The 22,729-nt window shown below is 36.4% G+C and carries 23 protein-coding genes and 4 pseudogenes; 22 read left to right on the top strand and 5 right to left on the bottom strand.

All coding sequences use genetic code 11. From position 1 onward, the window contains the following. The first annotated feature begins 14 nt into the window (after positions 1-14). The 4 genes from CJ229_RS05795 to CJ229_RS05780 all read left to right on the top strand — a co-directional run bounded on the left by CJ229_RS05795 (position 15) and on the right by CJ229_RS05780 (position 2,660). Positions 15-782 carry a TatD family hydrolase gene (locus CJ229_RS05795; protein ID WP_070458283.1) on the top strand — a complete coding sequence of 256 codons (768 nt, stop codon included), beginning with the start codon at positions 15-17 and terminating at the stop codon, positions 780-782. Between the two features lie 45 nt (positions 783-827). After that, positions 828-1,376: a ribonuclease M5 gene (rnmV, locus tag CJ229_RS05790; RefSeq protein WP_257993714.1), complete on the top strand. Its 549-nt coding sequence runs from the start codon at positions 828-830 to the stop codon at positions 1,374-1,376. Continuing rightward, positions 1,376-2,263: a 16S rRNA (adenine(1518)-N(6)/adenine(1519)-N(6))-dimethyltransferase RsmA gene (gene rsmA / locus CJ229_RS05785; RefSeq protein ID WP_257993716.1), complete on the top strand. Its 888-nt coding sequence runs from the start codon at positions 1,376-1,378 to the stop codon at positions 2,261-2,263. Before rnmV ends, rsmA begins: the two co-directional genes overlap by 1 nt. A 109-nt stretch (positions 2,264-2,372) precedes the next feature. Then, positions 2,373-2,660: a Veg family protein gene (locus CJ229_RS05780; protein WP_040928170.1), complete on the top strand. Its 288-nt coding sequence runs from the start codon at positions 2,373-2,375 to the stop codon at positions 2,658-2,660. Positions 2,661-2,702: 42 nt separating this feature from the next. On the opposite strand, the gene CJ229_RS05775 is transcribed toward CJ229_RS05780, so the two are convergent. Further along, on the bottom strand, positions 2,703-2,885 hold the full coding sequence (locus CJ229_RS05775; RefSeq protein ID WP_102167873.1) for a hypothetical protein: 183 nt from the start codon (positions 2,883-2,885) through the stop codon (positions 2,703-2,705). Positions 2,886-3,089: 204 nt separating this feature from the next. On the opposite strand from CJ229_RS05775, the gene rbsK reads away from it, so the two are divergent. Continuing rightward, a complete protein-coding gene (rbsK, locus tag CJ229_RS05770; protein ID WP_308409560.1) occupies positions 3,090-3,989 on the top strand; it encodes a ribokinase in 900 nt (299 codons plus the stop codon). Positions 3,990-4,081: 92 nt separating this feature from the next. Here the strand turns inward: rbsK and CJ229_RS05765 are convergent, their stop codons facing one another. From CJ229_RS05765 to CJ229_RS05755, 3 genes are all read right to left on the bottom strand, one after another. Further along, positions 4,082-4,852 (bottom strand): putative hydro-lyase, encoded by a 771-nt coding sequence (locus CJ229_RS05765; RefSeq protein ID WP_102167874.1) that lies wholly within the window; start codon positions 4,850-4,852, stop codon positions 4,082-4,084. Positions 4,853-5,968: 1,116 nt separating this feature from the next. After that, positions 5,969-6,268 (bottom strand): hypothetical protein, encoded by a 300-nt coding sequence (locus CJ229_RS05760; RefSeq protein WP_070709244.1) that lies wholly within the window; start codon positions 6,266-6,268, stop codon positions 5,969-5,971. A gap of 162 nt (positions 6,269-6,430) precedes the next feature. Beyond that, a complete protein-coding gene (locus CJ229_RS05755; RefSeq protein ID WP_070709242.1) occupies positions 6,431-6,643 on the bottom strand; it encodes a hypothetical protein in 213 nt (70 codons plus the stop codon). A 262-nt stretch (positions 6,644-6,905) separates the two neighbouring features. On the opposite strand from CJ229_RS05755, the gene CJ229_RS05750 reads away from it, so the two are divergent. Then, positions 6,906-7,442: a helix-turn-helix domain-containing protein gene (locus tag CJ229_RS05750; protein ID WP_317846527.1), complete on the top strand. Its 537-nt coding sequence runs from the start codon at positions 6,906-6,908 to the stop codon at positions 7,440-7,442. A 47-nt stretch (positions 7,443-7,489) separates the two neighbouring features. Here the strand turns inward: CJ229_RS05750 and CJ229_RS05745 are convergent, their stop codons facing one another. Continuing rightward, a complete protein-coding gene (locus CJ229_RS05745; protein ID WP_068130419.1) occupies positions 7,490-7,804 on the bottom strand; it encodes an ArsR/SmtB family transcription factor in 315 nt (104 codons plus the stop codon). A 405-nt stretch (positions 7,805-8,209) separates the two neighbouring features. Between CJ229_RS05745 and CJ229_RS05740 the strand changes: the two are divergent. From CJ229_RS05740 to CJ229_RS05665, 16 genes and pseudogenes are all read left to right on the top strand, one after another. After that, positions 8,210-9,024 (top strand): annotated as a pseudogene (locus CJ229_RS05740) (ZIP family metal transporter). A gap of 66 nt (positions 9,025-9,090) precedes the next feature. Then, entirely contained in the window at positions 9,091-11,016 is a 1,926-nt protein-coding gene (locus CJ229_RS05735) for a heavy metal translocating P-type ATPase (protein ID WP_317846526.1), read from the top strand. Between the two features lie 261 nt (positions 11,017-11,277). Beyond that, complete coding sequence (locus tag CJ229_RS05730; protein WP_070623068.1) at positions 11,278-11,832, top strand: recombinase family protein; 555 nt, start codon at positions 11,278-11,280, stop codon at positions 11,830-11,832. 187 nt (positions 11,833-12,019) lie between these two features. Beyond that, positions 12,020-12,466, top strand: a pseudogene (locus CJ229_RS05725) (AAA family ATPase); the annotation flags it as partial. 195 nt (positions 12,467-12,661) lie between these two features. Continuing rightward, positions 12,662-13,273: pseudogene (locus tag CJ229_RS05720) on the top strand (recombinase family protein). Between the two features lie 48 nt (positions 13,274-13,321). Continuing rightward, positions 13,322-14,398: pseudogene (locus CJ229_RS05715) on the top strand (DNA topoisomerase). A gap of 245 nt (positions 14,399-14,643) precedes the next feature. After that, positions 14,644-15,369 (top strand): metal ABC transporter ATP-binding protein, encoded by a 726-nt coding sequence (locus CJ229_RS05710; RefSeq protein ID WP_102167571.1) that lies wholly within the window; start codon positions 14,644-14,646, stop codon positions 15,367-15,369. Further along, positions 15,366-16,202, top strand: coding sequence for a metal ABC transporter permease (locus tag CJ229_RS05705; protein WP_040928179.1), 837 nt, complete (start codon positions 15,366-15,368; stop codon positions 16,200-16,202). The genes CJ229_RS05710 and CJ229_RS05705 overlap by 4 nt, the downstream gene beginning before the upstream one ends. Further along, complete coding sequence (locus CJ229_RS05700) at positions 16,193-17,122, top strand: metal ABC transporter substrate-binding protein (protein ID WP_102167605.1); 930 nt, start codon at positions 16,193-16,195, stop codon at positions 17,120-17,122. Before CJ229_RS05705 ends, CJ229_RS05700 begins: the two co-directional genes overlap by 10 nt. A gap of 157 nt (positions 17,123-17,279) precedes the next feature. Then, positions 17,280-18,119, top strand: a complete 840-nt coding sequence (ispE, locus tag CJ229_RS05695; RefSeq protein WP_070458327.1) for a 4-(cytidine 5'-diphospho)-2-C-methyl-D-erythritol kinase — start codon at positions 17,280-17,282, stop codon at positions 18,117-18,119. Between the two features lie 24 nt (positions 18,120-18,143). Next, a complete protein-coding gene (gene purR / locus CJ229_RS05690) occupies positions 18,144-18,977 on the top strand; it encodes a pur operon repressor (RefSeq protein ID WP_317846525.1) in 834 nt (277 codons plus the stop codon). Between the two features lie 31 nt (positions 18,978-19,008). After that, positions 19,009-19,389 (top strand): RidA family protein, encoded by a 381-nt coding sequence (locus CJ229_RS05685; RefSeq protein ID WP_040928182.1) that lies wholly within the window; start codon positions 19,009-19,011, stop codon positions 19,387-19,389. A gap of 46 nt (positions 19,390-19,435) precedes the next feature. Beyond that, entirely contained in the window at positions 19,436-19,756 is a 321-nt protein-coding gene (spoVG, locus tag CJ229_RS05680; RefSeq protein ID WP_040928183.1) for a septation regulator SpoVG, read from the top strand. 111 nt (positions 19,757-19,867) lie between these two features. Beyond that, entirely contained in the window at positions 19,868-20,980 is a 1,113-nt protein-coding gene (locus tag CJ229_RS05675) for a DapH/DapD/GlmU-related protein (RefSeq protein ID WP_102167572.1), read from the top strand. A 15-nt stretch (positions 20,981-20,995) separates the two neighbouring features. Then, positions 20,996-21,967: a ribose-phosphate diphosphokinase gene (locus tag CJ229_RS05670; RefSeq protein ID WP_068128640.1), complete on the top strand. Its 972-nt coding sequence runs from the start codon at positions 20,996-20,998 to the stop codon at positions 21,965-21,967. 114 nt (positions 21,968-22,081) lie between these two features. Next, on the top strand, positions 22,082-22,708 hold the full coding sequence (locus CJ229_RS05665) for a 50S ribosomal protein L25/general stress protein Ctc (RefSeq protein ID WP_102167573.1): 627 nt from the start codon (positions 22,082-22,084) through the stop codon (positions 22,706-22,708). The last annotated feature ends 21 nt before the right edge of the window (positions 22,709-22,729 follow it).

The following is a 22,729-nucleotide window of genomic DNA, read 5'->3' as shown; positions in this document are numbered from 1 at the left end:
TAAGGAGTGATTCGATGCTAATTGATACACACGTTCACTTAAACGCAGATCAATATGAAGGTGAAGTTGATGCGGTAATAGAACGCGCAAAAGAAAACGGCGTAGAAAAATTCGTCGTTATCGGGTTTGACCGTAAAACAATTGAGCGTACGATGGAATTAATCGAATCGTATGACGAAGTGTACGGCGTTATCGGATGGCATCCAGTCGACGCAATTGATTGTACGGATGAGGATTTAGAGTGGATTGAGTCATTATCCAGTCACGAAAAAATCGTCGCTATCGGCGAAATCGGACTCGACTATCACTGGGATAAGTCACCAAAAGACATTCAAAAAGAAGTGTTTATTAAACAAATTGAACTCGCAAAGCGTGTGAATTTACCGATTGTCATCCACAATAGAGATGCAGATGAAGACACGATAGACATATTAGAATCGCACGATGCAAAATCAGTCGGTGGTATTATGCATTCATTCCATAACGGTACTGATGAACAAATCGACCGTGTGTTAAATATGGGCTTTTACGTATCACTTGCTGGTGTTATTACATTTAAAAACGTGAAGCGTCCGAAAGAAGTGGCGCAATATGTGCCGCTCGACAGATTACTCGTCGAAACAGACGCACCATATTTAACACCCCATCCATTTAGAGGCAAACGTAACGAGCCAAAACTCGTTCGACTCGTCGCTGAAGAAATCGCACAACTGCGTGGAATTTCTGTAGAAGAAGTCGAAAAGGCAACGACAGAAAATGCAAAGAGAATATATAATATTTAAATAGGGGCTATAATGCCCCTGTTTTTCTTAAAAGGAAGAATTATAGTGAAACCATACATACGAGAGGTCATTATCGTTGAAGGCCGAGACGACACACGTCGTTTAAATGAGGTGTTTGATTGTGAGACTATTGAAACGAACGGCTCAGCAATAAACAAACGAACACTCGATGAAATCGAAGTCGCATTAAATACACGTGGTGCAATTATATTTACAGATCCAGATTACCCCGGACAAAAGATTCGAAATACGATACTTGAACGATTTCCAAATATTAAAGAGGCGTTCATCAGTCGTAACAAAGCCAAAAACAAACGAGGGAAAATCGGCGTTGAAAATGCATCGCCCGAAGATTTAAAAGATGCGCTAAAAAGAGTCGTGACGAGTGCTAAAACTGAAGTCGAAACGATAACAAAAAGTGACATGATCGACTTACAGTTATCCGGGCAACCAGATTCTAAAAAAAGACGCCATCACGTGGCAGAGAAGCTAAACATAGGATACGCGAATGCAAATAGTATGCATCAAAAATTTAACCGATATAACATTCAAAAAGAGTTGATTTTAGACGCTTTAAAAGATTATAAGGAATGATAGAGATGAAAGACATCGCAACAATTGGTCGTACAAAAGAAATCGTTGAAAAGTATAACTTTAGCACGAAAAAAAGTTTAGGACAGAATTTTTTAATCGACAGAAATATTATACAAGAAGTGTTAAAAAAAGCGAGAATTAACGACGACATCGGTGTTATTGAAGTAGGTCCAGGGATTGGGTCACTGACTGAACAGCTTGCAAAAGTGGCTAAAAAAGTCGTCGCATTTGAAATCGACGACCGCCTGATTCCAGTGCTTAACGACACGTTAAGTCCATATGACAACATTAAAATTATCCATGAAGACGTCTTACAAGCAGATATTGAAAAAGTAATTAAAGAAGAATTCACTGACGTAAAAGAAGTTATCGTCGTCGCAAACTTACCGTATTATATTACGACACCGATTCTTATGAACTTTTTAATGTATCATAAAGAGATTTCACGCTTTTACACGATGATGCAAAAAGAAGTCGGTGAACGTCTAAGTGCGTCACCGAGCAGCAAGAATTATGGTTCTTTATCGATTGCGATTCAGTACTATACAGAAGCTAAAATCATTCAAAACGTACCCAAAACAGTGTTTATGCCACCACCAAACGTTGACTCGATCGTCGTAGAACTCGTGAGACACGAAAATCCTCCTGTCAAAGTAGACGATGAAGAAACATTCTTTAAACTGACGCGTGGTGCGTTCGTCATGAGAAGAAAGACGATATACAATAACTATCAAAGCTTATTTAAAGACGGTAAAAAGAAAAAAGAAGACATATTTGCGATGTTAGAAGCCGCTGAAATCGATCCGAAAAGACGCGGTGAAAGCTTGTCAATACAAGAATACGCACGTATTTATGAAAGTTTCAAAAATAGTAATCTTAAATTTTAACAAATATGAATCTCAATGTATAGTCTAAACCCGTATCTTTTTAAAATAAATTGACTAAATTGTGAAAAAATGGTACAATAAGATAAGTAAAGATAAGGGTGGATGAACTATGGCAAAGACATTGAGAGATATAAGAGGAATCTTAGAAGACGAAGTAGGAAATCCAGTATTACTTGAAGCACAAGGCGGTAGACGAACAATCGTAAGACGAAAAGGTGTGTTAAGAGAAACACATCCAGCAATCTTCATCGTCGAGCTCGATCCAGAAAAACATAATTTTGAATGTGTATCATATTCATACTCAGACATCTTGACTAAACATGTAGAAGTCACAGTTTTCAATGAGGACAAGACAGAGAAGCTTGTATTGATTGAAGACGAAGAAGTGGCAAACTAAATACTTACATTATAGAACTGCACATCAATGATGTGCAGTTTTTTATTTGAACTTGTTGCTCATGAGGATGCTGCTCCAGATACCATGTCCAATCAGCAGTGCACCGCAAAGTGCAACAGAATAAGCAAGCTTTCCCTCAGAAAGATAGAAGCCGTAAACTGATAAATAAATTCCAAGACCGACAAGTAAAAATAAGTTATAGAAAGGGAATATTTTCCATTCCATATAAAGACCTCCTTTTTAATTTAATTTATATTATTATAACTTTATTTTATATAATACGAAATAAATAACTGAGATCAATATGAATTTCTATTAATGATATTATTTCTATTATGTCTCATATAACTATCGACTTTTAATTGTTTGTTTTATACTGTTAGAATCATATAAACGAATAAAATTTGTAAAAGCTAAGGATGATAATCAATGACAATTCCAAAGATTATGGTCGTTGGGAGTTTGAATATGGATCTCGTCGTTACGACAGATATCGTTCCGAAAACAGGAGAGACGGTTATTGGTAATGATTTTGTGACGACGTGTGGTGGTAAAGGAGCGAACCAAGCAGTAGCAGCGAGAGAACTCGGAAGTGACGTGACGTTTATCGGTAGAATTGGATACGACGTTTACGGTAAAGAGATTCTAGAAAACTTTAAGTCGCGCGGAATTACCTTTGTTGATGAAACACCCGTTAAAAACGTACCGACAGGGCTTGCGTGTATTACACTCGCAGACAAAGACAACTCGATTATTATCGTGCCTGGTGCGAACGCACACGTAACTCCTGAATTTTTAGAAGTACATAAAGATAAAGTAATCGATAGTGATTACGTGTTAACACAGCTAGAAATTCCAATCGAAACAGTCGATTATCTCGCGACAATTTGTAAAGAAAACGATGTGCCGTTAATAGTGAATCCAGCGCCAGCATCGGCACTCACGGACAACATTTTAGACGCATGTACATACATCACACCGAACAAAATCGAGCTGGATCAGTTAAAGTCCTACCACTCAAATTTAATGGATGATTATATCGACAAAATTATCGTGACGAACGGTTCGAATGGTTGTTTTTATTATGAAGATAAAAAAGAAGTAAGTATCGGAAGTTTTAAAGCAGAAGTTGTCGATACGACAGGAGCAGGAGACACTTTTAACGGTGCACTTGTAAGTGAACTCGCACGCGGAAAAGGTTTGAAAGAAAGTTTACGATTTGCGAACGCATCAGGTGCACTGAGTGTTACGAAATTCGGCGCGCAAAGTGGAATGCCGACGCGCGAAGAAGTTTTAGCAATATTAGAAGAAGTAGAGCATAATAACTAAATGCATTATAAAAAGTACGAGTCCTATTTGAACTCTCGAATGGTTGGTTTTGATAGCCAAACGGATAGAAGTTTCAAAATAGGACTCATTTTTTATTCTTCTTTAAACGCCTCGTTATTAATGTCAGTAATAAACATATGCCCTGGTTTATGGCTAATCATAATCGAAGGTTTCGCTTGTAAAATTGCGTTTTGTGGAGTGACTCCACATCCCCAAAATACTGGTACTTCATCGTCTGCAATATCGATCGAATCACCATAATCAGGTTTTGTGATATCTTCGATCCCAATTGCACGTGGATCTCCGACATGAACCGGACCTCCATGCATATCTTTAAACTGAGATGTAATCTCGATTGCTTTATCAACTAGATTCTTTTTAATCGGGCGCATTGAAACGACCATATTACCATGAAAAATACCTGCACGCTCTGTTGGGATGTTCGTTTTATACATCGCGACGTTTTTATTTTGTTCAATATGCTTAAGCGAGATATCGCCTTTCATTAGCGCGTCTTCGAAAGTAAAGCTACATCCGATTAAAAATGAAACAAAATCATCTTGCCAAATGTCTTTTACGTCTTCGACGGTGTCGACGAGCGTTCCGTTTTTATAAATGTTATAAAATGGAATATCAGTACGAATATCCGAATCCTTTGCGAAGCGGCTGTTACACTTACCATCTTCGAGCACTTCAATAATCGGAATGGGTGTTGGATTGCGAAGTGCATACAGTAAAAAATCAAATGCGTACGCTTTAGGTAGCACAACAAGATTCGCCTGCACGTTATCATTTGCTAAACCAGACGTCGTATTCTTATGTCGGCCATTTCGAATCTCTTGACGAATTTCATAAGCATCCATAATATCTCTCCTCGATAAAAATGTTACTTATAGTTTACAGGAGTTTTGTGGAGATAGGGGTTTTTTGGGGCGTTTGGGTGTTTTATCTTTAAAAGAGTAATTAGGAAATTTTGGAAAATTATATTTAACAAAATTTTAGTGATTCTGTTAGATATCCGGATATATTTAACATATTTCGTCTAAGGCGATCACTTTTTGTTAAATATAATTTTTTATCTAACAAGAAGAGCGCATAATTCCGATTTTTTGTTAATTATCCGGATATATTTAACAAATTTCAGCATCCAAGGGACAAATTTGTAAATAAGAGTGATGAAAAGCATGGTGTCCTGCAGTTAACGGGGCAAATAAGAGTGTTTTATCTTGTAAAGAGTAATTAGACAACATCGTAAAATTATATTTAACAAAAAAATCGTGATTCTGTTAGATATCCGGATATATTTAACATATTTCGTCCGAGCCGATCGATTTTTGTTAAATATAATTTTTTATCTAACAAAAAGAGGTCAGAATTCCGATTTTTTGTTAATTATCCGGATATATCTAACAAATTTCAGTATTCCCAGATCATTTTTGTAAATAAGAGGGATGAACAGCGTGGTGTCCTGATCTTAATCAGTGAAATAAGGTTTTTAATCATCTAAAGGATAAATTTCCTTAAAAATCATAAAATTGAGTGTATAAGACCTAATATGGGCCTTTTGTCATGAATGTCTATAAAATCGAAATAAATATGGAGAGGCAACATGCAAATGTTGTAAAGATTTAAGGATGCTATCATTATGAGAAAGTTTTTCTAGAATATCGAACATAAACATACTAAAAATTCAAATGACTTGAGGTCGTTTGTTCTCAAGTCATTCTACAGCTTTTTTATCTTGCTTCGCTGTTGGTCACACCAGGTGTAAACAGGAATAAAAATTAATCAAATATTTTTAAAATTATAGTTACTCCTAGTGCACCTACAATCATGATAGTAGAGAAACTAAATAATATTTCTAACCAATTAGAATCAGGTAAAAACGAGAATAGTATTACATCAATAAATATTACTAATATTATCCATGAAACTACTTTTAAATGATTTTTTCTTTTGTTCATAAAGTAATGCTCACCTTAACTAAAGACTTTACAAGCAGCTTGTTTGCCACCGAATTTTTCGACTGCTGTTTGGAAAAGGTATCTGCAAGCCCATCCTCCGAGGGCTCCGGTAACAGTTCCTACGGGACCAGAAATTAGTGTTCCAGCTGCTCCGACAGCTAGTGATGTTCCTATACATCCCATGTAGCTTGAGAATATACAAGCCCATTCTAAAGCGAAGACTTGTTTGTCTGTTAATGCATATGTACTAACTTCATTTTCTGATATTAAATAATTGGTAGTAATTTCTTTATCTTTAGAGATAGACTCACTCATTATTAATGTATTATCTACAGCATCGTAAAGCTCAAATGTTGCTGAATTTTGTGTTTTATCATCATACTTTTGAATGCTGTAAGAAAATAATTCTTCATTTGCAAAGTATATATTTATGAAATCTCCATTGCCATTAATTTGGACATTTAGAATATAATGAGCTTAATCATTATCTTGGATTTGGTAGGCGCTTTCTACATTTTTAGAATTTAAGTCATGTTCTTTAAAGAAGTTTTGTAGTTCTTTGTTACTCATATAATTATTCCAAATGCTAATTTTTTCGTTTGTTTCAGTCACGGCTGAGACACTTTTTCCATACACCAAATGAGGCACTAGTAGTAATAAAGATAAAAATATCAATAATTTCTTATTCAATTTGAATTCCTCCGTTTACTGAATGTATCCTTATTTTCTCATAGAAATAAATTTTGTCAATAAGTAAAATATTACCCTATAAAATAAGTATATGTTTTAGTTTTTAATTAAAAATAACTTTAATTTATATTATTTTTTTAGTTTATAGAATATTTAAAGTTTTGGAAGATTTTATAATCAACCTAGCCACTTAAAATAAAAAAAGCCATGTGAATTTCATGTTATATTGAATGTACCACCAACCAATATAAGGAGAATTCACATGACCCATGTAGATAATAACACAGAATCACGCAAATCTAAACACCTTACATACGGTGAAATGAAGAAAATTGAAGCGTATAAAGCACTTGATTTATCCAATCGAAAGATTGCGTCTTTGCTTGGACGTAGTCCACAAACCATCAATAATGCCATCAATACAGCGTCTGTCACGCAGAAAAGCCAACAGAAACAGAATGGCAAGACGTATACCTACTATAAAAAGGTCTACTCCGCAGAGCTGCATCATGACATTTATCTGCGAAATCGTGCGAACTGTGGCCGCCGTCCCAAATGGGTGGAAACGGAGCGATTCACTGAATGGGCGGATCGAAAAATGCTTGAAGACAAATGGTCTCCAGATACAGTGGTTAATAAAGCCATGGACCTGTTTGATCCGGCGATCATTCCAAGTACTTCAACCCTCTACAATTGGATCGACAGTGGCATCATGCGCACCAAGAATATCGACTTACTCGAAAAGGTTGGACGGAAACCGCGGTCTACCAAAGGTCGAGTGCTTTTCTTGTTTCTCTGATTTTGAAATTTTAAAAACCTCCATTTAGTTTTATATATTATTTGCTCTTATTGTTCTAGTTCGTTGATATGAGTTAAGACTTGTTCGAGAATACTGAAAACATGAAGATCATCAAGACTGTAAACCATGCTTTTCCCTTCTCTCCTTGCCTTCACTAAACGCGAATCTTTCAATATTTTTAGTTGGTGTGAAATCGCGGACTGTTCCATATCCAATGCAAGCACAATGTTTCCAACACTGAGTTCTTTTTTCTGTAAAAGAAAGAGAATCGACAAGCGTGTAGGGTCACTAATCACTTTGAATAATTTGCTTATTGATTGAATCTTCTCTTTATTGATTGGCGAAGATGTTGATGTATGCATATGCTCTTATTCCTCTCATATGATTTTCCGTTCATATATATAATACCACATGAGTAAAACGATGCGAGTTTTTAGTTTATAGACTAAATTAAGACTTTTGTATTCATAATAGTAGTCCATTTGAACAAGAAGCATCTTGTCTTGACAAAGCTCATACAGTGAGTTAATATGATTTCGTAAACATATGAACGAAACTTCATATGTGAATCATAATCATTCCGATTTACATATGAAAGGAGATGGATACTGGATAAGCCCAAAATATATGAATCCTTGCCTTACTTCGGCAAGCATGCGAGTTCAGAAGTTGCAAAACACAAAAAAGTCGGTGTATAGTTATACTATTTCTATTAGTCTAACTCAAGTTGAAAAATATTTTACGGCAGTTAAAGGATGTGTATTTTAATGGTTGATTGGTTTTTGAGTTTAAACCCAATCTGGCAAGCAACATTAGCGGGTGTATTTACTTGGCTAATGACCGTCCTAGGTTCGAGTTTAGTATTTTTATTTCATGAAGTGAATGATAAACTTCTTGCCATTATGAATGGTTTTGCTGCCGGGGTTATGTTTGCAGCAAGTTACTGGTCTTTGTTAGCGCCATCCATTGATTTTGCAGAGCAAAATGGTTATGGTATTTGGTCATTTGTGCCTGCTTTGGTTGGTTTTTTAGTAGGAGGCCTCTTTTTAAGAGTTGTGGATGGCGTGGTCCCTCATTTGCATAATAGAACAAGCGGTGTTGAGGAAACTGAGGGTGTTGCTTCATCTTTATCGTCTACAACCCTTTTGTTTCTAGCGGTAACCATTCATAATATACCAGAAGGGTTGGCAATTGGTGTGGCTTTTGGAGCTGCTGGACAAGGAGCTTCTGCTATTACAAGTGCATTGGTGCTTGCACTGGGTATTGGGCTGCAAAACTTTCCCGAAGGTGCTGCGCTTTCAATGCCTATTCGAGCAGAAGGCAGTACAAAGGGCATGCATTTAATATGGGGCAATCCAGTGCACTTTTTGAAATTATATCAGCAACTATTGGCGCTTGGCTGGTCACACAGATAACTGTTATCTTACCTTATGCATTAGCTTTTGCAGCAGGAGCCATGGTATTTGTCTGTGTTGAAGAATTGATTCCTAATTCTCAAACGAATGGACATAGCGAAGTAGCGACAATGGCATTTATGATTGGTTTTGCTATCATGATGACATTGGACGTTGCTCTTGGTTAAACAATAAACAAAGGACACAAAAAAAGTCTACAAAAATCAAATAAATTATATAGAAAGGTGATAAAAATGGAAAATATCCAAGAACAACAATCACAGGAAAAAGAGAAACATAACCATAACCACGACCACTATCACGGAAAGATGCCTATTGTTTTATACTTTATTGGTTTGGCATTGGCAATTGTTTCGCTGTTCTTAAGTGACGAATATCAAACCGTAAAAAACATCATGTTCTCACTCGCCACAATTAGTGCGGGCTATCATGTCATTATTCTGGAAGGTCTTGGAGAGACAATTGAGAATACAAAAACAAATAACAAGTTCACGCCTAATTCTCATATTTTAATGGGATTAGCAGCTATAGGAGCTTCAGCGATAGGGAATTTTTGGGAAGGAACGTTGTTGATTCTCATTTTTTCAGGCGCACATTTTCTGGAAGATTACGCTGAAGGAAGAAGTAAACGAGAAATAACGAAATTACTCGAAATGAATCCAACGACTGCTCGGTTAATTTTGCCTGATGGGAATACAAAAATTGTTGATGTCAGTGAATTAACAGTGGGAGACCAACTTCAGGTATTAAATGGTGACCAAGTACCCATTGATGGCGTCATTTTATCTGGCTCTACTTCCATTGATGAATCGTCTATTAATGGTGAAAGTATACCCAATGAAAAAACAAAAGGAGATACCGTTTTTGGGAGTACGATTAATGGGACAGGTACGTTTACAATGGAAGTCACCAAAGAAAACGAAGATACAGTCTTTTCAAAAATTTTACAATTAGTGAACCAGAACCAAGATAATCAAACAAAAGCTGCAAGTATTATCCAAAAATTTGAACCGAAATACGTTACAGTTGTTTTAATTGCTATTCCCCTGTTCGTGTTATTAGCTCCTGCTCTATTTGATTGGACATGGGCACAAAGTATTTATAGAGGATTAGTTCTTTTAGTTGCAGCTTCACCATGTGCTTTAGCAGCAGCTACCGTATCGGTAACCTTATCAACGACCTCTAATCTGGCCAAAAATGGAGTCCTTTCAAAAGGTAGTTCTTATCTGTCTCAATTAGCTGATACTCAAGCAATTGCGTTTGATAAGACCGGAACTTTGACCAAAGGAAAACCAGAAGTAACCAATTATCATTTTGCTGATTCCGTGAACGTAGAAAATATGATTGATATCGTAGTAGCTCTTGAAAAAGAATCCAATCACCCCTTAGCAGATGCCATTCTAAGAAAGTTTGAACAAAAAAATCAACTGACTATTGAAGTAGAAAATCAGATTGGTAAAGGGTTGACAGGAGATTACAACGGCAAAAATTATCGGATCGGAAAACCAACTTCGTTTAACGAGGTTGCAGATGAATATATTCGTTTAAATAATGAATGGGCATCAGAAGGTAAAACAGTCGTATATGTAGCAGAAGATGAGAATGTCATTGGACTTATAGCTCTCATGGACGTTCCAAGTGAACATGCAAAAGACACCATTAAATACTTTAAAGAACAAGGCATACACACCACTTTAATCACTGGCGACTCAGAAATGACAGGAAAAGCAGTTGCGGAACAATTAGAAATAGATGAAGTAATCGCGAATGTCATGCCAGAAGATAAATCTCGAATTATAGACGAGCAAAAAGAGAAATACGGCTTAACAGCAATGGTGGGTGATGGTGTAAATGATGCCCCAGCCCTTGTGAATGCAAATGTAGGGATTGCCATGGGAGACGGAACCGATGTAGCAGTAGAAGTGTCTGATTTGGTTTTGATGCAGAATGATTTATCCAAATTGGTCCAATCTCATAATATTTCAACCAAAATGAATCGTGTCATTTGGCAAAATATTATTTTTTCAATGGCAGTCGTCGCTTTTCTAATTGTGGTTAGCTTATTAGGATTAACAGATATAGCAATCAGTGTCATTATCCATGAAGGAAGTACATTGGTTGTAATCCTAAATGGGCTTCGTTTGTTAAAATCTAACTAATCCAATCAAAACTCAAAAAGGTTTAGGTATACTAATAAGTTTCTGAAGTTTATATGCCTCTAACGTGCTAAAAACGTTAGAGGCATATTTTTTATAAATTACTTTGTCTCAAAAACAATCGATTATGGGACGATTTTAAATAACAACTTTTATAGACTAGAAGAAGGGTTTTTAGTGCCAAAACTTTGCTCTTTATCTACGTATCTTTACCCACCCTTTATGATACAATTGAGAAAATCAAAATAGAGAAGGAAGAGGATTATGAGTGGGTATATATATGGGTATGCAAGGGTAAGTACACGATCACAAGAATTGTCTCGTCAGTTGGATTTGCTCAATGAACATAACTGCAACGAAATACTGACCGAAAAGATGACGGGAACCAAAGCTAACCGTCCGCAATTAAATCGACTGAAAGATAAATTGCGTCCAGGTGATACAGTTGTCGTGGAAAGCTTCTCTCGTTTGGGTCGCAGTACAAAAGATTTAATTGAACTTGTAAATTACTTTGAAGAACATAATATAAAGTTGATCAGCTTAAAAGAGAATTTTGATACTGCCACTCCACATGGTCGGCTTATGATGACTGTATTTCAAGCATTTAGCCAATTTGAGCGAGATTTGATTGTTGAACGTACAAAAGAAGGTTTAAAAAGTGCTCGAGCTAGAGGGCGAAAAGGCGGGCGCCCTCCTGTGAACCAACGAGATATCGAACGAGCAATAAAATTGTACAAAAGTGAAGAATATAGTGTGAAAGAAATTGTTGAGATGACAGGAATCAGCAAGTCAACGCTTTATCGTTACTTAGATAAATAAAAATTGACGATTAATTTTATTTAATCGTAGGAAAGAGGTGTTCTCATAAACCAAGAACTTCCTCCATTAACTCTATATACGGGCGACTAAAATGACGAATGAAATCGATATGATCGGTGGTAAAATGGGTATGGTTAAAAGTATGTATAGAGTTCTTCAGTTAGGAGCAGAAGAAAAATACTCAACGAATGTGTATGAAGAAATTGATCTCATTATTATTGATGAAATAGATCGATTAAAAGTACAGCATTTAGAACAATTAAGAGATATTTATGACCAAAAAGATGTGGTTATGATCTTTATTGGAATGCCGGGTATAGAAAAGCGATTGGCTCGTTATCCTCAACTCTACTCGAGAATAGGTTTTGCCCATGAATTTGACAGATTGAGTAAAGACGAGATCCACCATATTCTGGAATACAAATGGGAAGAGTTAGGATTATCTGTCCAACTGGAAGATTTTGCTAATTATGAAGCTGTCACTAGTATTATTAAAATTACCAGTGGAAACTTTCGACTTATCCAAAGACTTTTCACCCAAATCGAAAGAATATTAGAAATCAATAACCTTGAAACTATCACGACAGAAGTAGTGGAAGCTGCACGAGATAGTTTAGTTATTGGAGTAAAATAAGTAACAAAAAGGACTATTTCATTTAGCGAAATAGTCTTTTTTTGTTCTATTAGTGCAACATAGCGCTTGAAGTTAGTGCGAAATAAAACCAAAATTTACACTTATAAATGTTGGTATATGTGCATTTGTTAAGCATTTTAGTTACAATAAATATGTTAGGACATATAAATAGGTCATATATATAAGGTGGTTTTATTGAATAAAGAAAAACATAAAATCGGTTATGCAAGAATAAGTGATAAAGATCAAAACTTTGCTCGGCAGATTGAAAGTTTAAATAAAGCAGGTTGCTACAAAATATATACAGATGATTTAAGTGGGAAAGATAGAAATAGACCAGCTTTAAAAGAAATGCTTAGTTTCATAAGAGAAGGCGATATAGTGGTTGTTTCTGAACTTGATAGATTAGGAAGAAATAATAAGGAGTTAACAAGGACACTTGATGAAATAAGAATAAAAGGTGCGACAATTGAAATATTAGATTTACCTTCTTTAAGAGGAGTTGAAGATGATAATTTAAGACAATTATTGCAGAATTTAATTATTGAGCTATATAAATATCAAGCAGAAAAAGAACGTGAAGCTATTTTAGAAAGACAAAGACAAGGGATTGAAATAGCTAAAAAACAAGGGAAGTATAAAGGTAAACCTTTCAAATATTCAAAAGACAATCCTAGATTAAAACATGCTTTTGAATTATTTAAGCAAGGGTTAAGTGATTGAGAAGTTGAAGAAAAAACTGGTATCAATGAACGTACTTTTAGAAGATATAGACAAAGAGCGGGTATTTATAGAAAAGATTATTAGAAACATAGTAGATCAATGACTTTTTCTTTTTAGAAAAGGAGTTAGAGTATGAATACAGTTATTTTAGCTGAAAAACCAAGTCAGGCTCAAAGTTATGCAGAAGCTTTTAAACAATCAAAAAAGAAAAATGGTTATTTTGAAGTGTCAGATGATGAATTACCAAGTGCGATAATTACATATGGTTATGGTCATTTAGTTAGTTTAGCAGAACCTGAAAAGTATAATAAAGATTGGAAAAAATGGAGTTTAGAGCAATTACCAATGTTTCCTGATCAATATAAATTTGAGGTCTCAAAAGGTGCTGCAAAACAATTTAACATTGTTAAAAAGCATTTAGATAATGCTGATACTATTATTATAGGTACAGATAGTGATAGAGAAGGAGAAAATATTGCACAATCAATAATTAATCTTTCGGGAAATGGTAAAAAAGATATTAAAAGATTATGGTTAAACTCACTTGAAACTGATGAAATTAGAAAAGGTTTGAAGAACTTAAAAGACGGTAAACAATTTTATTCTACTTATAAAGAAGCACAGACTAGACAGATTGCCGATTGGTTGGTTGGAATGAACTTATCACGTTTATATACGTTGTATATGCAGAATAACGGTCTGAATGGCGTTTTTAGTATCGGACGAGTGCAAACACCAACTTTATTTATGATTTATCAACGAAATCAAGAGATAGAGAATTTTGTATCAAAGCCATTTTATGAGCTTTATGGTACTTTTTATACTGAAAAAGGCGAGTATGAAGGTAAATATTCAGGGCGTTTTGATACAGAAGATGAATTAAATGATTTTTTAAGAGAAAACAACATTGATAGTATCAGTAAGCTTAATCGAGCAAAAGTAAAAAATGTTGATGTTAAAGAGAAAAGATAACAAGCACCTAGATTATTTAGCTTGTCTGATTTACAAGCAACAGCTAACAAAAGATTTAAGTACAGTGCTTCAAAAACATTATTAGTTGCTCAATCATTGTACGATAAAAAGGTATTATCTTATCCTCGAACAGATACTAATTATATTGGTAGCCCTGAATTTAACTATTTTCAAGTGGCTAACTTAAACTTGAAATTTAAGTATTTAAAGTTTTATTTAAATATATTTTTTATCTAACAAAAAGAGCGCATAATTCCGATTTTTTGTTAATTATCCGGATATATTTAACAAATTCCAGCATCCAAGGCACAAATTTGTAAATAAGAGTGATGAAAAACGCCCCCAGCCAGTGCTTTATCTTCAAAAAGAGTCGAATAAGTACAAATAAATACCCAAACCACACACCTCTCCACCAAAGTTTAGGATTGACTAAAAAATAAACATAAGGTATCCTAAAAATAGGTTATTATAAGGAGGTTTACATGTTAAAGGTAGAGAATTTAAATGTCGTATACGACAAGCATATTCATGCGATTAAAGATGCGTCATTGGAATTGGAGACAGGTAATATATATGGGATTATCGGCTCGAATGGTGCGGGTAAGTCTTCGCTTATTAAAGGGATGTTAAATCTTGTGCCGAACACTGGTACGGTGACTTTTAATGGCGAATCGATGAAAAATCACGCGAAACGTATATCGTACGTGCCGCAGCGTGTCGATATTGATATGACGTTTCCAGTGACGGTTTTTGACTGCGTGCTTATGGGAACGTATCCGAACCTAGGCGTACTTAAAAGACCTGGTAAAAAAGAAAAAGAGCGCACGTTAGAAAGTTTGAAAAAAGTTGGTATGGAAGATTTTAAAGACCGACAAATTGGTGAACTGTCTGGCGGACAGTTCCAACGAGTCTTAATTGCACGTACACTTGCACAGCATAGCGATCTCGTCTTTTTAGATGAGCCGTTCGTTGGGATTGATGTACAGAGTGAAAAAGTGATCATCAAAGTCTTAAAAGAAATGGCTGAAGAAGGAATTACGATATTAATTGTGCACCATGATTTAAGTAAAGTGCACGATTATTTTGATGAACTTATTTTAGTCCACTTCGGTGTTAAAGATTACGGTTCAGTAGAAAAAGTATTCACTGAGAAGAATTTAAAAGAAGCATATGGTGACAATATTATCGTGAAAGCAGGTGAAGCATGATGGTTATGAATATTTTTCACGATATCCTCGCATACGAATTTTTTCAAAAAGCGCTCTTAACTGGTGCGGTTGTAGGGATTGTGTGTGGAGTAATAGGGAGTTTTATCGTCATGCGCGGGCTCGCTTTAATGGGTGACGCGATTTCACACGCAGTATTACCAGGAGTTGCGATTTCATTTATGCTTGGTATTAACTTTTTCGTTGGTGCGGTAATTGTTGGATTACTCGCAGCGATTGGTATCGGGTTTATTAATCAGAACAGTAATATTAAAAATGATTCGGCCATCGGGATCGTGTTCTCGACGTTCTTTGCGATAGGTGTGTTGTTAATTGCAAAAGCAAATACAGCGATGGATTTAACCGAAATACTATTTGGTAACGTTCTAACGGTACGCGACATAGATCGTACGTTAACGATGATTGTTGCAGCTGTCGTTATCCTCGTTGTTATCCTATTCTATAAAGAATTTTTAATTACGACGTTTGACCCGACGATGGCAGTAGCAAGCGGGATGCCAGTGAAAACTATTCACTACGGATTAATGGTACTACTCACACTTGTAACTGTTGTATCGTTACAGACAGTAGGAGTTATTTTAGTCGTGAGTTTACTCATTACGCCAGCGGCGACAGCATATCTACTCACAAAACGTATGTCTCTAATGATCGTAATTGCAGCAAGTCTCGGCGGAATTTCTGCCATCATCGGACTGATGTTTAGCTTTAAGCTAAATCTATCGAGTGGTCCGACGATTGTACTTGTAGCTACAGCATTTTTTTTAATTGCATTTATTTTTGCACCTAAGAAGGGAGTTCTATGGAAATGGATTTAATTAAAAGGATTTCTGGCGTTTTAATTGCGCTACTTATTTTAACGGGTTGTTCATCTGACAGTGCAGATGAAGAGCAAAATGACAAACTAAAAATCACATCGACGTTTTCTATTATGACGGATATCGTTGAAGCGATTGGTGGAGATCATGTGGAAGTTCATAACTTAGTGCCACTAGGAACAGACCCACATGAATACGATCCAAAGCCAGAAGACATTCAGTTTTTAACAAAAAGTGATGCATTATTCTATAACGGCTTAAACTTAGAAGGAGAAAACGGTGGATGGCTAGATAAGTTCATTTCGTCAATTAATTATGACGAAAATAAAGTGTTCCGTGCGACTGAAGAAGTCGAACCAATGTATCTCGCATCAGGCACAAAAGATGAAGAAATCAACCCACACTCGTTTATCGATCCAAATGTCGGCATTAAAATGGCTGAAGCGGTCGAACAAGCATTAATTGAAATTGATGCAGATAATAGCGACTACTACAAAAAGCGTGCAGAAGAATATATCTCTGAGTTAAAAGACATTGAAGCGGAATATCGCGAAACGTTTGAAAATATTCCAGATGAAAAACGCATTTTAGTCGCAAGTGAGTTTGCATTTCAATATTTAACAGAACAATATGATATTCAAGAAGGTTATATTTGGGCAATTGACACAGAAGATAACGGGTCACCACAACAAATTAAAGACGCGACAGAGTTTGTAAAACAACATAATCCGCCGGTCTTATTTGTAGAATCAAACGTCGATAGACGTCCGATGGAAGCTGTGTCTAAAGAGTCAGGAGTACCAATTTACGAAAAGCCACTGTACAGTGACGAAATTGGTAACCGAGACAGTGAAGCAAGTACGTATATCGAATATTTAAGATATAACTTAAAAGTACTTTCTGACGGTATGAACAGATAATATCTTTTAGTGTGCCATAACTAAAATATTATATATATACGGATTAGAACTCTCTAATCCGTTTTTTTTTATGATGAGAGGATAGTTTTCTCTTTAGATAATATGAAAAAATTAGTATCATAATAAGTAATTTACTAATAGGTAGAGGGCGGATGATATGCATATTGAAACAGCACCAGCAAAGATTAATTTAACGCTTGATGTACTTCATAAAAGAGATGATGGCTATCATGAAGTTGAAATGGTGATGACGACAATTGATTTAAACGACTATTTAACGTTCAAAAAACGCGAAGATAACCGTATCGTGCTGTCCTCAAATCACGGGTTTTTACCACTCGATAAGAAAAATCTCGTCTACCAAGCTGCACTTATTATGCAAGAGTACGGTGCTAAAGGCGTGGATATTCATATCGACAAATCGATTCCAGTAGCTGCGGGACTTGGTGGAGGTAGTGCAGATGCCGCTGCAACCTTTAGAGGAATAAATACACTATACGATTTAAATATCGATATTGACGAACTTGCTAGACGCAGTGCAGAAATCGGGTCAGACATTCCGTTTTGTGTATATGGAGGCACGAGACTCGCAACAGGGCGTGGAGAAATTACGACACCATTAAAACGCGCAGGACATGCGTGGATTGTGCTTGCCAAACCGAATATTAGCGTGTCAACAAAACGTATATATGGCGCGTTAAAAGGCGAAAAATCAAACCGAGGGACAAAACGCATGGTCGAAGCGTTAAATAACGGAAGTTATTATGACGTGATTGACGCGTTGTCTAATGACCTTGAACCAATTACTCGAACGCGTTATAAAAAAGTCGATAATTTACTCGAGTGCTTCAGAAGAAGTAAAGCAGACGGGGTACTCATGAGCGGAAGCGGACCAACGGTTTATGGTATTTGTAAAAAAGAACATCAAGCGACACAGTTATATAACGCAATTAAAGGTATTTGTGACGAAGTATATAAAGTACGACTTATCGGCTAATTCAACATAAGTGAGGAGAAGCAAATGAAGTTTAAACGGAGTGAGCGCATCGTTTTTATCACGGAGTATTTATCGAGACGACCAAACGAACGTATCCCGTTATCTGTATTTGTTAACAAATTTTCACAAGCAAAATCATCGATCAGTGAAGACCTTCGAATTATAAAAGCAGTGTTCGAAGAGGAATCTATCGGTAGAATCGAGACGACGCACGGCGCACAAGGTGGGGTGACTTTTATCCCACATATTAGTTATGAGAAAGCCACGAAAATCGTCGACCAATTTAAACAAGAGATTTCTGAAACAAAACGTATCTTACCTGGTGGATATTTATACTTATCTGATATTGTCGGCAATTCATCTCTCATGGCGCAATTCGGAGACCTTATTGCTACGATGTATGACGATAAAAAAATCGATGCGATTGTTACAATCGCAACAAAAGGGATTCCGATGGCGCATGCAGTTGCGAGTAAATTAAATGTGCCCGTCGCAGTCATTCGTAAGGACAATAAAATTACGGAAGGATTGACGGTATCTGTCAATTACGTTTCAGGGTCAACGCGTAAAATAGAAACGATGATTTTAGCAAAGCGTACGCTAGAAGAAGGTAGCCGTGTACTCGTTATCGATGACTTTTTACGTGCAGGCGGTTCGATTAATGGTGTCATTACGTTGATGGAAGAATTTAAAGCGACAGTCGTCGGTGTCAGTGTACTCGTCGAGTCAAAAGATACACCTGGGAACCGTAGATATAAAGACTATACGTCAATTGTTAAAGTATCAAAAATCGATGAATATAATGAAACATTTGTCGTCGAAGAAGGAAATTGTTTAGAATATTTTAGAAAAAGATAATAATAAACTATAGGAAGGAATGTGTTTATTTATGAATACTGAAATGATTAATACGAAAAACGTACCAAAAGCAATCGGGCCTTATTGTCACGCAATGAAAGCTGGAGATTTACTTTTCACTTCTGGTCAAATTCCATTAAATTTAAACGGTGAAATTGTGTCTGATGACGTGAGAGAACAAACGACACAAGTATTAGAAAATCTCGGCGCGATACTTAAAGAAGTTGGACTTGGATATGAGAACGTCGTGAAAACTTTAATCTTTATTTCAGATATGAATGACTTCGATGTCGTAAACGAAGTTTACGGACAATACTTTACGGGTAAACTACCAGCGAGATCATGTGTTGAAGTGAGCCGTTTACCAAAAGATGTAAAAGTAGAAATCGAACTTGTGGCTTCTTTTAAATAATATAAACACATGTCCGTATTATTGACTACAGGAGGATTCACACAATATGAAAATTACTGATGTAAGATTACGTAAAGTGAATAATCAAGATACGAGAATGAAAGCATTAGCGTCAATTACGTTTGATGACGCGTTTGTTGTGCATGATTTAAGAGTTATTGAAGGTAACAATGGATTATTTGTTGCAATGCCAAGTAAACGTACAGCAGATGGAGAGTTCAGAGATATCGCTCACCCAATCAACTCAGAAATGAGACAGCACGTACAAGAAGAAGTGATGCGCGTCTACGATGAAACTGAAGACGTACCTGAAGAGTCAACGGAAGATGAAGAAGAAACTGAAGCGGTTGAATCAGACGAAGAATAATCGTATGGAAAGCTAGGGCATATACGCTGTCCTAGCTTTTTATCTTTTTAAATTTCTTAGGAAATACTGTAAAATAATGGTAGAAGAAACGATTTGGAGGCATATTGTATTATGCATAAGCAAGCAGTGATTTTAACAGATGTCGATACATCTCAGATGAAATCAAATACACATACCGCATTACATACGTTATGTGGGACAACGCTATTACAGCATATCATTAACCAGTTAAAACTTTCGGGTGTAAATGATATTTATTTAACGTCAAAAGAAGGATTAAATGAGTCATTTGACTCATACAAAGTTCTGACGGATACAAGTCAGCTAGAGGACAAGGACACAGTATTTGTAGATAGCCGTTCGCCACTCATTTTTGACGAAATGTATAAAAGCTTATACGAAGAAGATATCGAGAATATTTACGTCGTCGATGGCCAGTTGTTGCTCGTCGAAAAAGGCAAGTTAAACACTTTAAAATTAGATACGATTGAAAACATGGCGAAATCAATCGGAGCTGTTGAAGCAGACTTTGGCATATTTACTGTAGAAACGAGAAAAGAGCTCGCAAATGCCCGTTATTTATATCAAACTGTTATATTAGACCGATTAATGGATCATGGAGTTACGATTATTAATCCTGAAAATACGTACATCGATAGTACGGTAGAAATCGGTAGAGATACTGTCATTTATCCTGGAGCAGTTATCGAAGGTGAAACGGTCATCGGTGAAAATTGTGTCATTCGAGGCGATAGTGAAATCACGAACGCAAGAATCGGTAACGACGTTGTAATTAGACACTCTGTCATTACAGATTCAGAAATTGGTGACGGTACGTCAGTTGGACCATTTGCACAAGTTCGACCAGGAACAAAAATCGGAAAGTCTGTAAAAATTGGAAACTTTGTAGAAACTAAAAAATCTTTCCTTGATGATGGTGCAAAAGTGTCGCATTTAAGTTATATTGGAGATGCAGAGGTCGGAAAACGAACGAACATTGGTTGTGGAACAATTACAGTGAATTACGATGGTGTAAATAAGCACAAAACGATCATTGGAGACGATGCATTTGTCGGGTGTAACTCGAATATGATGGCACCAATTATGATTGGAGACCGCTCGGTTATCGCTGCGGGAAGTACTGTAGTAGACGATGTACCATCAGATAGTTTAGCAATCGCACGTGAACGTCAAACGACTAAAGAAAATTATTATAAAAAATAACCGCTGGAGGATATTATGGGAAATCAGCAAAACATTAAAGATGACATGAAAGTATTTACTTTATCTGCAAACGAACCACTTGCTCAAGAAATCGCAGACCATCTAGGTGTAGAGTTAGGGAAGTGTAAAGTGAATCGCTTCTCAGACCAAGAAGTGCAAGTAGACGTGTTAGAAAGTGTACGTGGTAAAGATATCTTTGTCGTACAACCAACGTCAGAGCCAGTAAACGCACACTTAATGGAGTTATTAATTATGATAGATGCGTTAAGACGTGCATCAGCACGCCGCATCAACTTAGTTATTCCGTACTATGGTTACGCGCGTCAAGATAGAAAATCTCGTCCACGTGAACCAATTACAGCGAAACTCGTTGCGAACTTACTTGAAACAGCAGGTGCAGACCGCGTTGTGTCTATCGACTTACACGCTGCACAAATTCAAGGGTTCTTCGATATTCCAATCGACCACTTAACGAGTGTTCCATTAATCACGAAATACTTTGAAGATGAAAAACACGACTTAAACTATGAAGAAGAAGTCGTTATCGTATCACCGGACCACGGTGGGGTGACACGTGCACGCCGTATGGCTGAAAGACTCGGTTCACCAATTGCGATCATCGATAAACGTCGTCCACGTGCGAACGTTGCAGAAGTAATGAGTATCGTCGGTGACATTAAAGGTAAAACAGCAATCGTTATCGATGACATTATCGACACAGGTGGTACGATTAAACTTGCAGCAGATAAGTTAATCGAAGAGGGTGCGACTGAAGTGTACGTATGTTGTTCACACCCAGTATTATCTGGTAAAGCAATCGAAAACTTACAAGAGTCACAAATTAAAGAGGTAATCGTAACAAACTCAATTAAATTACCTGAAGAAAAACAAATCGATAAAATTAAGCAACTTTCAGTTGGAGAGTTACTTGCTGAAGCAATTACTCGTATTCACGAAGAGCGTTCAGTCAGTCGCTTATTTGACTAAAGTTAAATATTGTTAAAATACTTTTACAATATATCCTATTATATGGTATTATTACGTATGGCTATTTGTTAAAGTGGTAAAATGACTGCTAGTTTATGAAAGGTGGAAAATATAATGGCAAAACTAGTTGCGAATTCAAGAGAGAGTTTAACAAAAGGTGAACTCAATGAATTACGTGCAGCTGGCAAAGTACCTGCGGTACTTTACGGTTATAATGTAGAAAACACATCAGTTACTGTCGACGAAGTAGAATTTATTAAATTAATTCGTAAAATCGGACGTAACGGTGTAATCGATCTTGAACTTGACGGTAAAACAGTTCAAGCAATGGTGAACGAATATCAATTCGAATCATTAAAAAATAGAGTGGACCACATCGACTTCATCGCAATCAACATGGATGAAGAAAGAACAGTAGAAGTAAGTGTTGTTACTGTTGGTGAAGCTGCTGGTGAAAAAGAAGGCGGAGTTGTTGAACAACCAAACTTCGTTGTTGAAGTTACAGCTCGTCCAGCGGACATCCCTGAAGAGCTTGAAGTAAATGTTGAAGCACTTGAAATTGGTGATTCAATTACTGTCGGAGATATCCGTGATAAGTTCTCATTCACGATTGAAAACGAAGATGACACTACTCTTGCAATGGTATCTGTACCACAAGAAGAAGTTGAAGAAGACGCAGAAGATTCAGAAGAAGTTGCTGAAGAAGCACCTGCAGAAGAATCATCTGAAGACGAAGAGTAATATAATTATTGCTAGGGCGGT

The sequence above is a fragment of the Nosocomiicoccus massiliensis genome (assembly GCF_002871345.2).
GTDB classification, from domain to species: Bacteria; Bacillota; Bacilli; order Staphylococcales; family Salinicoccaceae; genus Nosocomiicoccus; species Nosocomiicoccus ampullae_A.
This window is presented reverse-complemented; position numbering and strand designations above follow the sequence as displayed.

Excerpts from the sequence above, each read along its gene's own strand:
- CJ229_RS05675 (WP_102167572.1), top strand. The coding sequence starts at position 19,868 with ATGCATAAGCAAGCAGTGATTTTAACAGATGTCGATACATCTCAGATG.
- CJ229_RS05780 (WP_040928170.1), top strand. The coding sequence starts at position 2,373 with ATGGCAAAGACATTGAGAGATATAAGAGGAATCTTAGAAGACGAAGTA.
- CJ229_RS05750 (WP_317846527.1), top strand. The coding sequence starts at position 6,906 with ATGACCCATGTAGATAATAACACAGAATCACGCAAATCTAAACACCTT.
- spoVG (WP_040928183.1), top strand. The coding sequence starts at position 19,436 with ATGAAAATTACTGATGTAAGATTACGTAAAGTGAATAATCAAGATACG.
- CJ229_RS05775 (WP_102167873.1), bottom strand. The coding sequence starts at position 2,885 with ATGGAATGGAAAATATTCCCTTTCTATAACTTATTTTTACTTGTCGGT.
- CJ229_RS05710 (WP_102167571.1), top strand. The coding sequence starts at position 14,644 with ATGTTAAAGGTAGAGAATTTAAATGTCGTATACGACAAGCATATTCAT.
- CJ229_RS05700 (WP_102167605.1), top strand. The coding sequence starts at position 16,193 with ATGGATTTAATTAAAAGGATTTCTGGCGTTTTAATTGCGCTACTTATT.
- CJ229_RS05760 (WP_070709244.1), bottom strand. The coding sequence starts at position 6,268 with ATGAGTGAGTCTATCTCTAAAGATAAAGAAATTACTACCAATTATTTA.
- rbsK (WP_308409560.1), top strand. The coding sequence starts at position 3,090 with ATGACAATTCCAAAGATTATGGTCGTTGGGAGTTTGAATATGGATCTC.
- CJ229_RS05745 (WP_068130419.1), bottom strand. The coding sequence starts at position 7,804 with ATGCATACATCAACATCTTCGCCAATCAATAAAGAGAAGATTCAATCA.
- CJ229_RS05795 (WP_070458283.1), top strand. The coding sequence starts at position 15 with ATGCTAATTGATACACACGTTCACTTAAACGCAGATCAATATGAAGGT.
- purR (WP_317846525.1), top strand. The coding sequence starts at position 18,144 with ATGAAGTTTAAACGGAGTGAGCGCATCGTTTTTATCACGGAGTATTTA.
- CJ229_RS05665 (WP_102167573.1), top strand. The coding sequence starts at position 22,082 with ATGGCAAAACTAGTTGCGAATTCAAGAGAGAGTTTAACAAAAGGTGAA.
- CJ229_RS05685 (WP_040928182.1), top strand. The coding sequence starts at position 19,009 with ATGAATACTGAAATGATTAATACGAAAAACGTACCAAAAGCAATCGGG.
- ispE (WP_070458327.1), top strand. The coding sequence starts at position 17,280 with ATGCATATTGAAACAGCACCAGCAAAGATTAATTTAACGCTTGATGTA.
- CJ229_RS05705 (WP_040928179.1), top strand. The coding sequence starts at position 15,366 with ATGATGGTTATGAATATTTTTCACGATATCCTCGCATACGAATTTTTT.
- CJ229_RS05765 (WP_102167874.1), bottom strand. The coding sequence starts at position 4,852 with ATGGATGCTTATGAAATTCGTCAAGAGATTCGAAATGGCCGACATAAG.
- CJ229_RS05670 (WP_068128640.1), top strand. The coding sequence starts at position 20,996 with ATGGGAAATCAGCAAAACATTAAAGATGACATGAAAGTATTTACTTTA.
- CJ229_RS05735 (WP_317846526.1), top strand. The coding sequence starts at position 9,091 with ATGGAAAATATCCAAGAACAACAATCACAGGAAAAAGAGAAACATAAC.
- CJ229_RS05730 (WP_070623068.1), top strand. The coding sequence starts at position 11,278 with ATGAGTGGGTATATATATGGGTATGCAAGGGTAAGTACACGATCACAA.